The following is a 14,905-nucleotide window of genomic DNA, read 5'->3' as shown; positions in this document are numbered from 1 at the left end:
CGAATACAACAATTAAATATAAAAGCAAAAAAACATAATTTATGAAACCTAATAAATTAGTCAGCATTCTGTGGCTTATGATAGCGCTGTTTGTCTCTGTACCGGCGTTGGCACAGAATCAAGTGACAGGTACGGTTCTTGATGAAAACGGAGAACCTGTCATTGGTGCCTCTGTGGTTATAGCAAATCAGAAAGGCACAGGAACAATTACTGACCTTGAGGGCAAGTATGTCCTTAATGCTCCTGCCAATACAAAGGTGAAGATCTCATACATTGGTTATGAGACTGTTGAAGTAAAGGCCGGTGTGACAGTGAAGTTGAAGCCATCTGACACAAACCTCAATGAGGTCGTTGTCGTGGGTTATGGCTCTCGCAAGCGTGCACACTTGACAGGTGCCGTGGCAACAATCCCTGTGGAGGAAATAACAGACCTTTCATCAGGTAACCTTGCTTCCACACTTTCCGGTCTTGTTAACGGTGTCTCTGTAAGTGGTGGTGACAGCCGTCCTGGTGAGAATGCCTCTATCTCCATTCGTGGCAATGGTGGCGAGCCTCTCTACGTTATCGACGGATACGTTTATCCAAACGATGTGAAGGTTGGTACATCATCTGAAAACCTTGGTGCTACAGCCTTCAACAACCTTGACCCTTCAGTGATTGAGTCTATCTCTGTCCTTAAGGACGCTGCTGCTGCCGTGTACGGTGCGCGTGCCGCTAACGGTGTTATCCTCGTGACTACAAAGAAAGGCAAGATTGGTGCACCTTCAATCTCTTATAGCGGAACTTTTGGTGTGACAGACGCTGTCGCTATGCCTAAGATGCTTGATTCATACAATTATGGTCGCCTTGTGAATGCTGCCGTGACAGCTAATCCGCTTAAGACCATTGACAATATGCGTGACATTTTCCAGGCAGACGAGCTTGAGGCAATGAAGTCTCTTGACTATGATCTCCTTGACAAGTACTGGAAGGCTGCGTTCACACAGAAGCACGCCCTCAACATGAGCGGTGCTACAGAGCGCGCTAACTACTATGCATCTGTTTCTTATTTCAAGCAGGACGGTAACCTCGGCAAACTTGACTATGACCGCTGGAATTTCCGTGCAGGTGTTGACGCTAAGGTCACAAAGTGGCTGAAGGCAGGTCTCTCTGTTTCCGGTGACTATGGCAAGAAGAACAAGCCTTTGGTGAAGGTCGGTGGTTCAGGTGCAGAGCGTGACTACCAGGCTCTTCTCTTCCGTCCACGCTATATTCCTGAGGATGTTAATGGCAGACCGATTGCTGCTTATGGTCTTTCTAACAGTGTGAAGAACCAGAATGAGCACTATAACTACGATGTTCTCCAGAATGGTCCTGACTACAGCAACAGCAATAGCAACAATATCAGCATAGGTGCAAACCTTAATGTTGACTTCGCTGAAATCTACAAGCCTTTGAAGGGTTTGACAGCACGTTTGAGCTACTCTAAGAGCATCAACCAAAGCAAAGGCAACGAGCGTGGCTCTTCTTATGATCTCTACAAGATGGTCATCCGCTCTGGTTCAGGTGAACACCTCTACACTCCAATCGCAGGACAGGAGGCAGAATGGGACATCCTTATGGCAGAAAACAACTTCCTTCTCGCCAATAATGGCACTCCAATCAGCAACGGTCAGGAAGGCGGTTATCTCCGTCGTTCCATGAACCGTACAGACAACTACCAGTTGGGCTTCAGCATCAACTATGCACGTGATTTCGGCAAGCACCATGTAGGTGCACTCTTCTCAATCGAGAAGTCAGAGGCAGAGTCTGAGTATGTTGACGGTATGGTTACAAAGCCTTATGAGTTCGGTACTGGTGAGTTCAACTCAGTAGGCGAGGGAAGTATCCCTACCACAAACTCTTACCGTAGTGAGGCTGGTTCTTTGTCTTACATCGGACGCGTGAACTATGCTTATGCTGACAAGTATCTCTTCGAGTTCCTCTTCCGTTCCGACTCTTCTACAAAGTTCCATCCGGACAACTATTGGGGATATTTCCCTTCAGCAAGTGCCGGTTGGGTAATCTCCCAGGAAGATTGGTTCCAGAAGAATGTAACATGGATTGACTATTTGAAGGCACGTGTCTCTTTCGGTCTTACAGGTCGTGACAACACAACTTTTTGGCAGTGGCTCCAGACTTATGGTACTGACAAGGATAAGGGTGCAATCTTCGGTGAGGGCAACTCTATCAATGCCGGTTCACATATTGGTCTGAACAAGAACAACTCAGCAGTGAACCCTGATGTTCACTGGGATAAGTCTTACAAGTTCAACTTCGGTGTTGACGCTAACTTCCTTAACAACCGTCTCTCTATCGGTTTGGAATATTACTATCAGTGGGATAGAGAAAAACTGATGTCGTTCACACAGAGTGTTCCTGTAACCGTAGGTACTCAGTCTGCTGATGTCAACTGGGGTAAGAGCAACCGTTGGGGTGTCGAGCTTTCTGCTACCTGGAAAGACAAAATCGGTAAGGATTTCAAGTATCGTATCGGTGTGAACACAGGTTATTCTGATGACAAGATTGTGCTTCAGGAGTGGGTTACAGGTGACACACAGTACATGTCTGTTTATGAGGGTCATCGTTCCGACATGGGCGCTTGGGGTCTGCAGTGCATCGGCATGTTCCGCAGCTTCCAGGACATCGAGGAGTACTTCGCAAAGCTGAGTGAGGATTCCGGTACACCTGTTGACCAGTGCCGCTATTTCGGCAAGCCAAAGAATGAGGTCTATCCGGGTATGCTCATCTATAAGGACGTGCGTGGTGGTAAGGATGCCAACGGCAACTATACAGGTCCTGACGGCAGTGTCGATGAGACATTCGACCTCGTTCGCCTGAACAACCGTTCTAACCCTTATGGATTCACAACAAACCTCGGCTGTGAGTACAAGGCATTCTCTCTGACTGCTCAGCTTTCAGCATCTTGGGGTGGATACAGCTTCATTGATTCTTCAATGCTGTCATTCAACTCAATCTACCAGCATTCCAACATGCCTTCATTCTGGAATCCGGATGATATGTATTCTTATCAGGATGTTTACGACGCAAGCGGCAACCTCGTTGTTGCAGAGAACCGTGATGCAAAGTTCCCTAACCTTGCACACAGCATCAACAGCAAGCGTTCTTCTTTCTGGCGTATCAGTGGCACACGCGTTGCACTCAACCGTCTGACTTTGGCCTACAAGCTCCCTTCTGAGTGGCTTAAGCCTATCGGTATCAGCAGCGTCCGCCTCAATGTGACAGGTCAGAACCTCCTGAGCTTCTATAACCCATATCCAGACAACTTCATAGACCCAATGATGGGCGGTTGGAACTCATACCCAACTCTCCGCAAGTGGACTATCGGTGTCAATGTATCATTCTAAATAACGACTACCAATGAAAGCAAATATAAAATATATGGGTGCGGCACTCCTTGCCGGCCTTGCATTCTCTTCTTGTAGTGATGATTTCCTGAAAGAAATGAAATCCTACGACCAGACAACAGAGGATTGCTATAACTATTATTCCGGAGCACAAGGACGTCTCAATGACATCTATAAATATTGTCAGCCTGACGTTAACTCTGATGCCAACTGGCAGTTCCCAAGCACAGGACGTGCTGACGATCTGACAAAGTGTACAGAGGAGTTTACCGGATTGGGCGGCTTTGTGAACGACCAGATTGAGTACACTTCACATACTCCTAACGAGGTTCCTGACTTCGGTTTCAAGAATACCAACAACATCCGTACCATGGCTTACGGACGTATCCGTAACGTCAATGACTGTATCGGAGGTATAGAGAACAGCACCTTGCCTGAAAGCCAGAAGCGCGAGCTTCTTGGCCAGGCTCATTTCTGGAGAGCATGGTGCTACTATATGTTGGTGAAATGGTACGGTGGTGTGCCTATCGTAACCACAAAGCAGGTTCCTGAAGCAGCATCGTTCACTCAGCGCTCATCAACAAAGGATTGTATTGACTTCATCTGCAGTGAGCTTGACAAAGCTAACGAGTATCTTGCACCATACACTACAAACGGTGGATGGGCAAAGTCTGACGATTACGGTCGTGTTACCTCAGGTGCAGCCCTTGCTCTTAAGGGACGTGTCCTCCTGATGTACGCAAGTCCACTCTTCAACCGCAGTGGTGACGAGAAGCGCTGGAAGGATGCTTATGACTGTATCAAGGCTTCTATCCCTGTTATCAAGTCTTGCGGCAATGAACTTCAGTATCAGGGTGATCCTGGCGTGAATGCATCAAACTGGGCATCAATGTTCTCACGTACGGGAAAGGCAAACAAGGAAGGCATCCTCGTTACATTGTACAATGACATCCTGAAGGGCAGTACTCCTGACTACCACTTCAACAATTCTTGGGAAGACCTTATCCGTCCGGGCAATGCACTCGGTTCCGGTCTCAACGCTTCTGCGACAATGGTTGACCTCTTCCCTATGAAGGACGGCAAGCGTCCGGCTTCTTGCACAGCATACACCAAGTTGGATGCAAGTGCGGAAACTTATGACCCGAATGCTCCGTTCCTTAACCGTGATCCACGCTTCTACCGTACCTTCGCGTTCCCTGGCGTGCGTTGGGCGTTTGATGGCGACCCTAACACTTCCGCTCTCAACAACCCTTACAAGGGTGACTCCTATGTTCTTTGGAACTACGTATGGTACGAGAAGGAAGAAGCTCGTGATGATGATTATGGCGAGAACGGCAGTGCCTACGGTTCTGACAACCTTGGCTCAGGCGCAAAGGGCATCTATGTCCGTAAGCGTTCTGACGACAAGGATGTGAGCAAGGAAGGTGCACGCTACAAGTACTCTCAGGAGACAGGTTTCGAACAGTCTGCCAACACATGGATGGAAATCCGTTATGCAGAAGTTCTTCTCAACCTTGCCGAGGCAGCTTGTATGACCAACAACTTGACAGAGGCTGTTGAACAGCTCAAACTTATCCGCGGTCGTGTCGGCTATACCTCAACAGACAATTATGGTCTGCCTGCAGACCTTGAGAGTGACAAGGCTAAGTGTATGGCTGCAATACTCTATGAGCGTCAGATAGAACTCGCTTACGAGGGCAAGCGCTTCGACGATGTCCGCCGTTGGCTCCTTTGGGACGGTGGCGCAAACTTCTCTCAGGTTCAGGGCGCTCCTGAACATTGGAAAGTTGGAGCAACATATGGTGGCAACACCTGCACATGGCTTGGCTTCACTCCTCTCAACGGTCAGCGTCGTGAGAACCTCTTCTTCCGTGTGAAGAACGACATCAACAATGGTCTTGGTGGTGTGAACTGGCTGAAGAATCCGGACGAGACTCCTCTGAAAGACCCTAACAACCCTGATCCACTGTTGAAGCATCTCATTGCACAGAACATCGAGCGTGCTGACTACGTTCTTGACCTGCGCAAGAGTGGTACTGACTTTGAGAATCAGCTCACAAAGCTTGCTGAGTTCTACAACAATTACCTTGTACGCAGACTGCGTAAGGGTGACGGCTGGGATCAGGCAACACACAATGAGTACTCAATGAAGTTCCGTCCTCACTACTACTTCCTCGGCTTGGGTTCTTCTGCTCAGAACAACAACAAGACTGATTTCGACTATGTTCAGCAGACCATCGGTTGGGAGGATAACCTCAATGGTGGCGCAAACGGCACATTCGATCCATTGGCAGAGTAAACGCCATAACATAACATTATAAGCGGAGACGATTGGAAATCTCAATGACAGTTTTTTTGTCGAAGAGATTCCGGTCGTCTCTTCTTTTTGCCTATCTTATGTAGGAAACTGTTTGCTTATCCGTAACAATGGTTGGACAGACATCACAAGTGCATATCCACACTGAATTTCTGCTGACCCAATATTTCTGCGGATTCTTTGAGCGTAGCTCTTTCTTTAAGCGATGTTGCTAATGTTTCATGAATGACATTTAATAACTGCTTATAAGTTAAAAATAAGTAAATATGTCCGTATGGCAATGTAAATGATTGTAATTATTACTATCTTTGCGGACGAATTATTTACTAACCAAACCTAAACGAAAAATTATGAAGAAAATTTTTACTCTTGTTTCCATTGCATTATGTGCAATGAGTGCTAACGCGCAGACTGAGACCTTCTCTGTCATGAATGGCGATGTTGTTTGTGACCAGATTACAAATTCTATCGCAAACCCTACACAGAACAACAATCAGAATCTTATTGGAGTTCCTGAGTCAGAGACTGTTTTCCCGGTTGGTACATGGGAAAATGCAAATACAACCGGTGATTTCAGTGCAATTACAGGTGGCTCTACTATTGTTCTGAATGAATATGTTTGGGAGGCTTCTACAGCGAACATGAAACTGAAGGCTGTTTCCACTCCCAATGCTGATGCAAAACCTGAAGAAGCATGGCAGAATAAAGGTAATGGTGGAAATGAGTCTATGGCTATAGAAGGCGGTGTCGCTGCGTTCACAAAATATGTTGCTCCAAAGAACGGTAACCCAAGCATTGGCTATTATGATTTCTATGAGAAGAGCGAATCGGGTGGCAATGTTCATCGTGTGGCTGACAACTATTGGACTCCTGGTTGTGGCAAGCTCCCTGTAAAGGGTTGCTACTATGAGTTCACTCCTGCAAAGGACGGTGTCCTGACAATGGGTCTGTGGGCAAACAAGAATCTCAATCAAAGAACTTTCTATGTGGTAGATGAGACAGCAGAACTTCTTCCTTATGGAAACATCAAGCTGAAGGGCTTCCGTCAGAACAATACTTATGAGAAGAACGAGGCCGGTGAATCTGTAGGTGGTTTCAAAGAGTTCGCACTTAACGAGGACTATTGCATTGATTTTGGAGAAGATAAGGATACAAACCGTGCGTTCTTCGGACTTTTGACATTCGATGTTAAGGCTGGCAAGAAGTACTATGTATTCAGCTCTAAGAGCCAGATTGGTATCTTCGGTTTCGAGTTCCGTGGTACAGGCACAGGCATTGAGAATGTTGAGAATGCAGAGGCTGCTAAGGTTGCTCCTAAGAAAGTTGTGAAGAACGGTCAGATTATGATTGGTGACTTCAACATCGCAGGCCAGCGCGTTAAGTAATCATTCTTTGATAAGCATGGCGCACTGTGTGATGCGCTTATGAATAAGCTCCAAGAGGACAGGCTGTAAAAGGCTTGCCCTCTTTTTTGTTGCCCGGTTGTGAGATTGGTGGCGGACATGTTCTTTTGTTTCATTTTCTTTCTTCGAGCGATAAAACAATATGCAACTAACAAAAGTGATTTTCTTTCGAAATGTCAGAAATGCCTGCGTTTTCGTAAATTGAAATAATAACAAACGTTAAAATATTTTATGTTTGGCGAAAGGTAACACTTTGTATGATGAAGTGTTACCTTTTGCCAACTAATGTGTTACCTTTTATGATGTAAAAAGTAACTTTTCATTATGTCACCTGCCATCCTCTGACTTTTAGTAGTTACAAGTACAGTTTTGATTTGTGTCAAAATGGGAATGAAATGTTACGAATGTGTTACGAAATGCCATTGTCATAATTTTAGAATAAGAAATATTTGCCAGTGTCGAAAAAAGTTAGTAACTTTGCAGGCATAACATCAAACAACTGACAATGCATTTTTCTTTTCTCGGGCTTTCACACGCAGGTTTCGGCGTGTCGTATGGCAATTATGGCTTGCGTACCGTAATTGTAAGTGTTCTCATGCTTTTTGCGTCGTTGGCTTCCGCACAGTGTCCTGCAGAGATTGAACCTATAAAGGCACCTTTCGACATGCCGCAGCTGCAGCGCCCTGTGTTCCCGGCACGCAAGGTTGTCATCAAGAAAGGGCAAAACATACAGGCTGCCATTGACAAACTGGCGAAGAAGGGCGGTGGAACTGTCGTTGTGCCTAAGGGAAAATGGCATACCGGCAGGATTATCCTCAAGAGCAATATCTGCCTTCAGGTGGACGAGGGCGCGGAATTGTGCTTCTCTGGCGATGTGAAGGACTACCTTCCGGTTGTCCCATGCCGCAATGAGGGCGTGGACATCTACGGTCCGGGAGCAATGATTTATGCTGACGGAGCGGAGAATATTGCCGTTGTCGGCAAGGGAAAGCTCGTTGCGCCGTCACGTGACTGTGAGTTGCTGAAGCTTACGATGGCAGGAATTCCAGAGGCTGTGCAGGCCATGCCGTTGAAGGAGCGTGTCTTCGACGGCACTATCCCTACGGAGCGCTACGGTTTTGAGGCACGTAGCCCGAAGACAATGCAGACGAGTGCCGGCGAGCGTCATCTCGGTACGCTCTGCCTACCGGTGTTCTTCGGTCCGATGAACTCCAGGAATGTCCTCCTCGAGGGAGTGACTTTGGAAGGCAGCATCTTCTGGAACATTGTGCCGGTTTATTGCGAGAACATCATCATCCGTGGCGTCACGGTCAGCAGTGCCGGCATTGCGCGCACCGACGGCATAGACATCGACTCGTCACGGAACGCCCTCATCGAGTACACCACCCTCGATTGCGGTGACGACTGCTTCACGCTGAAGGCAGGACGAGGCATGGACGGACTGCTTAAGGCACGCCCTACGGAGAATGTTGTCATACGCCACTGCACCGCAAAGCGCGGGGCAGGCGGTCTGACCGTTGGCTCGGAGACTGCCGCAGGAATAAGGAACGTGTACATGTACGATGTGACAATAGAGAATCCTAAGTACGGAATTTATTTCAAGACACGTCGTCCGCGTGGCGGAGGCGGTGAGAATCTGTGGTTCGAGAATGTCCGCATGGTGCATCCTAAGACACGTGCCATATATTGGGACATGCTCGGTTCTGCCACTTATGTGGGCAAACTTGCTGAGCGTTTCAACAAGGACAACAATCCGAAGTTGACCCCTTATTTCCGTAACATCCATTTCGACGGCCTTACCGTGGAGCACTGCACAGACTTTGTGAAAGCCATCGGTCTGCCGGAATCGCCTGTCGAGAATGTCACTTTCAAGAATGTCTCCTCTCCGGCGTGCAAGAAAGTCACGCTTCAGGATGTCGGAACGTTTGTGATAGAGGTGAAGTAAAGAAATATTCCGACAGTTTTGTCAGTGCAGACAGTAGTGTCAGGATTGACGGTGCTGACAGAACCGTCAGGACAATATTGACAAGACTGTCGTAACTGGCAATATAGACCAAGTGAGAAATAACAACTCTAACTAAATAAACAAATCATTATGAGCTTATTAAAGAAAGCATTAATCTTTTTACCTTTCACACTGGCTGCCGCTCCTGCTGCAGCGCAGTATCCTCAGCTCAACAAAGTTGCGAAAGCGAAGATTGACTCAATGGAACAGGCATGGGCAAAGCATCAGGCCGAAGTTTGGGCAAAGTGTGAGCCTATTGTAAAGAAAGAACATGCGGAGGGCCGTCCTTATGTGCCATGGGCAGGACGTCCGACAGACCTTCCACAGGCAAAGATTCCGGCGTTCCCGGGTGCTGAAGGCGGCGGTATGTACAGCTTCGGCGGCCGTGGCGGCAAGGTCTATGTCGTGACATCCCTTGCCGATTCAGGTCCCGGCACACTGCGTGAGGCTTGCGAGGCAGGTGGTGCGCGTATCGTTGTGTTCAATGTATCAGGCATTATCCGTCTGGAAAGCCCATTGATTGTACAGGCTCCTTACATCACTATTGCAGGTCAGACAGCTCCGGGTGACGGTGTCTGCGTGGCAGGTCAGACCTTCGGTGTCGACACTCATGACGTTGTCATCCGCCACATGCGCTTCCGCCGCGGTGAGACCTACGCCCATCACCGTGAGGACTCTTTCGGCGGCAACCCTGTAGGCAATATCATGCTTGACCATATCTCCGCAGAATGGGGACTTGATGAGAACATTTCATTCTATCGTCACATGTGGCATCCTGGTGCAGACTATAAGGCGGATAAGCGAGGAACTGTCAATGTGACAATCCAGAACTCTATCTCTGCAAAGGCTCTTGACACCTATAACCACGCTTTCGGCTCTACTCTCGGCGGTGAGAACTGCTGCTTCATGCGTAACCTTTGGGCAAGCAACAGTGGCAGAAACCCTTCTGTGGGCTGGAACGGCATATTCAACTTTGTCAACAACGTAGTCTATAACTGGGTTCACCGTACAGCTGACGGTGGCGACTATCAGGCTATGTACAACTTTATCAACAACTATTACAAGCCGGGACCTCTCACTCCGAAAGACAGCCCTGTAGGTCATCGCTTCCTGAAGCCGGAGTCCGGACGCTCAAAACTTGACTACAAGCAGTACGGACGTGTCTATGCTACCGGCAACATCATGGAAGGCAACGAGCGTGTCACAAAGGACAATTGGGACGGTGGCATACAGGTGGAGTCACAGCATGATACAAAAGGCTACACTGAGCAGATGAAGGCTGACGTGCCATTCGCAATGCCTTACGTACAGATTATGGGCGCACAGAAGGCTTATGATTTCGTCCTTGACAATGCCGGTGCTACAATCCCTACACGTGACATCGTCGATCAGCGCATCATCGAGGAGGTTCGCACAGGCAAGGCTTACTATGTGAAGAAACTCCCGAAGGACAATCCTTACGGAGACACAAGCGGTCTGCATGAGAAATCAAAGGCTCCTGACGGTTCATTCAAGTACCGTCGTCTGCCAAAGGACTCATACAAGGACGGCATAATCACAGACCCACGCCAGATGGGCGGCTATCCTGAGTACCACGGCACTCCACGTGTCGACTCTGACGGTGACGGTATGCCTGACGCATGGGAGATTAAGTATGGTCTGAACCCTAACGACCCTACTGACGCACAGAAGGATTGCAACGGCGATGGCTATACAAACATCGAGAAGTACATCAACGGTATCGACCCTCGCGTCAAGGTTGACTGGCGTGATCTTTCAAACAACTATGACACTCTTGCTGCCAAGGGTTCATTGGATTAAGAAAGAATCAGGCAATAAGTCCGGAAAGTTATAGAACTAACCATTTATTTTTTATGAAGAGAATATCATTTATTATAATGTCACTTTGTGTCGTTGCTTCGGCAATGGCACAAAGTGTCGTTTTGAACAGTGAGGGACGTGACGCTGAGTATGTCAAGACTATCCTTGCACGTTCAGAGAAGAACATCAAGTCATTGAACCTCACAGGTGAGAAATTCGAGGCTGTCCGCAACATTGTCGCTAACCGCTATTTTGAGCTTAACGACATCTACAAGACCGAGAACAAGGCGGAGCGCGATTCAAAGCTCTACCGCACCCATTTCGCAATGCCGGCACAGCTTGGCATATACCTCACACCTGAGCAGGTCACAGCCATTAAGGACAACATCACCTATAATAAGGTGAAGGTCACTTACGAGGCTTATCTTGACGAGATTCCTTCACTCAAGGAAGAGGAGAAGGCACAGATTTATGCTTGGATGGTAGAGGCGCGCGAGCTTGCCCTTGACGCCGGTGACAGCAAGGGAAAGCATGAGGCCTTCAACAAGTACAAGGGACGTGTCAACAATTATCTCTCCAAGCGCGGTTATGACCTAAACAAAGAGCGTGAAGCGTGGTTCAAGCGTCTTGAGGAGAGAAAGAAGAACCAGAAGAAATGAAACATATTATTATGACTATCTGCGCCTTGCTCACTTGCCTTTCAGGCAGTGCGCAGGCGCATAAGCATTTGGAGGGGCTGCCGGATTACAGCTATTGCGGCTACAGAATGTCGGCAGAGGCATTGCCGGATGTTGCGGTTAAGGTGTTTGTTAGCCATAAAGGCGGTGACCAGTCGGCACGCCTGCAGAAGGCTATTGACTATGTCTCCTCGCTGAAGCCAGACAAGGTGACAGGCTTGCGTGGTGCAGTTCTGCTCGACAAGGGCGTCTATGAACTTGCCACACCATTGCGCATCTCTGCCTCAGGTGTTGTCATCCGTGGCACATCCAAGACAGAGACAGTGCTGCAGAAGACAGGTGTTGACCGTGGTGCGGTGGTTTATATTGAGGGAAAGGATGATTTCCGTGCCCTTGACACTCTGAGCGTTACCGACGATTATGTTGCTGCCGGAGCGAAGACGATTCATCTTTCCGCTGCCTCAAAGGTGGGCAATGCGCAGCGTATGCTCGTGGTACGCCCTTCCACAAAGGAGTGGATAGAGTCCATAGGATGCAATGTCTTTGGCGGAAACCTCCCTTATTGGGGCTGGAAAGCCGGTGAGATGGATGTCCGTTGGGCACGTTCCTGCACTGCAGTCAACGGCAATGAGGTCACTCTCGACGCACCGTTGACAGTGGCGTTGGACAGCAAATGGGGCAAGAACTTTGCCGTTCTCTACGAATGGAAAGGACGAATCGCAAACTGCGGTGTGGAGAATCTGACCATTGCAAGTGACGCTGTACGCAAGGATTCATCAGAACCTTCCGGCTTTGCTGTCGTTGCACAGCCTATGGATGAGGACCATGCATGGGACGGAATCTACATTGAGAATGCCGAAGACTGCTGGGTTCGCATGTGCAATTTCCAAGGTCTTGCAGGCTCAGCCGTCATTGTTCATCGCGGAGCACAGCAGGTTACAGTTGAGGACTGTATATCAAGAAACCCTGTTTCTGAGATTGGCGGCTTGCGTCGCCGCACCTTCCTGACGATGGGAGGCAAGTGCCTTTTCATGCGTTGCTATTCAGAGGAAGGCATCAACGATTTCTCTGCAGGCTATTGCGCACCGGGTCCGAATGCCTTTGTGCAGTGTGACGCTGTCGGAAGCCATGGCTTTAGCGGTGGCTCTTCATCATGGGCGACAGGTTTGCTGTTTGACAATGTGAACATCGAGGGTGGCGGTATATCGTTCAAAAACCTCGGGCTTGACAAGTGGGGTGCAGGTTGGAACACAGCCAACAGTACTCTCTACCAGTGTTCTGCGTCATACATCGACTGCTATTCCCCTGCCGAGGATGCCAAGTCTTATGCCGTAGGCTGCTGGGCTTACTGTCAGGGTGATGGCGTATGGCGGTCAACCAATGACTTTGTCAACCCATATTCACTCTATAAGACACAGGTTTCCGAGCGTCTCGGCAAAGAGATTGGCGAGCGTTTCAGGATACTTGAGCGCGGACATGACGGCGCAACATCGCCAAGCATAGAGCTTGCAGCCAAGATGGCAAGAGAGGCTCTTAACCCACGAGTGACACTTGACCAATGGATTGATTCCGCTTGCCTGTCTGCATCTACCGATGCGAAAGGCGTAAAGTCCGTGGATGGAATAAAGGTTGCTGCACCGGCAAAGGTGGAAAGCACATATTCCCCTGTCATAACAGCCAACGGAACATTCGCACTTGCAGCCTCTTCCGGCAAGGATGTGCAGCCTTTGTTCATGGGAGGACGCTTCCACCGCACTCCATGGTGGAACGGCAGGACACGCTATCCTTACATGGCTAAGGCGGATTATGCCGTGACACGCTTCGTTCCCGGTATGGAACACCGTGGCGGAACAGACCGTATCGACTCCATTCTTGTGAACATCAAGAAGCAGGGTGTTGCCGTTTGGAATCAGAATTACGGACTGTGGTATGACCGCCGCCGTGATGACCATGAGCGCATCAAGCGTCAGAACGGTGATGTTTGGGCACCATTCTTCGAGCAGTCCATAGCACGTTCCGGTCAGGGAGCTGCTTGGGACGGTCTCTCAAAGTACGACCTTACAAAGCTGAACAAGTGGTATGTCTCACGTATAGGTCAGCTTGCTGAAGCCGCTCCTGAGATGATTATCATCAATCAGCACTTCTTCCAGCACAACATCATAGAGGCAGGCGCACACTGGGTTGACAGTCCGTGGCGTTCTGCGAACAACATACAGAGCGAAGGCGTCATGACCGGTAAAGGCTCACGCGGCACAAACTTCCTTGAACCTGTGCCTTTCACCGGTGACAAGCGCATCTTCACTGCCGACTTGTTCTACGATGTCACTGACAAGGAGCGCGCTCAGCTCTACAAACAGTACATTTGGCAGATGCTTGACAAGTTTGCCGACAATCCGAATGTCTACCATTCAATCTCCGAAGAGTTCACCGGTCCGCAGCATTTCACTGAGTTCTGGCTTGACTGCGTGGGCGAATGGCAGGCAAAGACAGGCAAGGACGCACGCGTAATCCTCAATGCCAACAAGAATGTCACTGACGCTGTTATGGCGAAAGCAAAGTATGCTGCCATCGTGGATGTTGTGGAGATAGAGCAGTGGTTCTACGACTCATCTCTCAAAGAGCCGAAATCAGCGGACGCTGCCAATGCAGATAATCCGAAGCTGTATGCTCCTAAGGGCGGTGTGAACCTTGCTCCGCGCCAGCATCTGCGTCTGATCAGAACAGGACAGCCGACATTCAATGATGTCTACCGCACTGTCAGCGAGATGCGTCAGGCACATCCTTCCAAGCCGGTGCTGTACTATGCGAAGGCGTATGACCGCAATCCGTGGGCGATAGTCTTTGCCGGAGGCTCATGCCCTGTGCTTACTGTCAAGGACAATGGTCTTGCAAAGGCATTGCCGGAGATGAAACCTGTCTACTCATCTTTCCCTTATGACGGCATTTTCCGTATGGAGGGCAAGTCAGGAAAGTTGGTTCTTAACAACACAGATACAGCTGTTTCACTCGCTTCGCTTATGGGTGGGAAGGTGAAAGGCTCTGTCTTTGTTGTCAATCAGAAGGAAGGTACAGTGTCACCGCTGAAATCTTCCGATGTTCCGGCTAACACATTGGTATGGATAAAGTGACATAAAGCGGAATGATTATCATATAATCTGTTCCGAATTTATATATTTTAATTGCGTGCTTTGGCAAAGACAGCCATTGCACGCAATTTTTGTTGATAATGTTAACTTTGGTTAGCACAAATTTGCATAATTGAAAATAAAATATTAATTTTGCATACAGTTTTAACG

At 48.6% G+C, this 14,905-nt stretch carries 7 protein-coding genes; all 7 read left to right on the top strand.

From position 1 onward, the window contains the following. The first annotated feature begins 41 nt into the window (after positions 1-41). The 7 genes from HPS57_RS08295 (at position 42) to HPS57_RS08265 (ending at position 14,737) form a co-directional block, all read left to right on the top strand. The gene (locus tag HPS57_RS08295; protein WP_172182055.1) at positions 42-3,386 is read left to right on the top strand and encodes a SusC/RagA family TonB-linked outer membrane protein; all 3,345 of its coding nucleotides are present in this window, start codon (positions 42-44) and stop codon (positions 3,384-3,386) included. A gap of 13 nt (positions 3,387-3,399) precedes the next feature. Then, positions 3,400-5,685: a RagB/SusD family nutrient uptake outer membrane protein gene (locus tag HPS57_RS08290; RefSeq protein ID WP_172182053.1), complete on the top strand. Its 2,286-nt coding sequence runs from the start codon at positions 3,400-3,402 to the stop codon at positions 5,683-5,685. Positions 5,686-6,053: 368 nt separating this feature from the next. After that, positions 6,054-7,088: a hypothetical protein gene (locus HPS57_RS08285; protein ID WP_172182051.1), complete on the top strand. Its 1,035-nt coding sequence runs from the start codon at positions 6,054-6,056 to the stop codon at positions 7,086-7,088. 523 nt (positions 7,089-7,611) lie between these two features. Then, positions 7,612-9,051, top strand: coding sequence for a glycoside hydrolase family 28 protein (locus HPS57_RS08280; protein ID WP_253946513.1), 1,440 nt, complete (start codon positions 7,612-7,614; stop codon positions 9,049-9,051). A gap of 150 nt (positions 9,052-9,201) precedes the next feature. Then, entirely contained in the window at positions 9,202-10,932 is a 1,731-nt protein-coding gene (locus HPS57_RS08275) for a thrombospondin type 3 repeat-containing protein (RefSeq protein WP_172182049.1), read from the top strand. 53 nt (positions 10,933-10,985) lie between these two features. Then, positions 10,986-11,591, top strand: a complete 606-nt coding sequence (locus HPS57_RS08270; protein WP_172182047.1) for a DUF3826 domain-containing protein — start codon at positions 10,986-10,988, stop codon at positions 11,589-11,591. Continuing rightward, entirely contained in the window at positions 11,588-14,737 is a 3,150-nt protein-coding gene (locus tag HPS57_RS08265; protein WP_172182045.1) for a DUF6298 domain-containing protein, read from the top strand. Before HPS57_RS08270 ends, HPS57_RS08265 begins: the two co-directional genes overlap by 4 nt. The last annotated feature ends 168 nt before the right edge of the window (positions 14,738-14,905 follow it).

The sequence above is a fragment of the Palleniella intestinalis genome (genome assembly GCF_013166595.1).
GTDB classification, from domain to species: Bacteria; Bacteroidota; Bacteroidia; order Bacteroidales; family Bacteroidaceae; genus Prevotella; species Prevotella intestinalis.
This window is presented reverse-complemented; position numbering and strand designations above follow the sequence as displayed.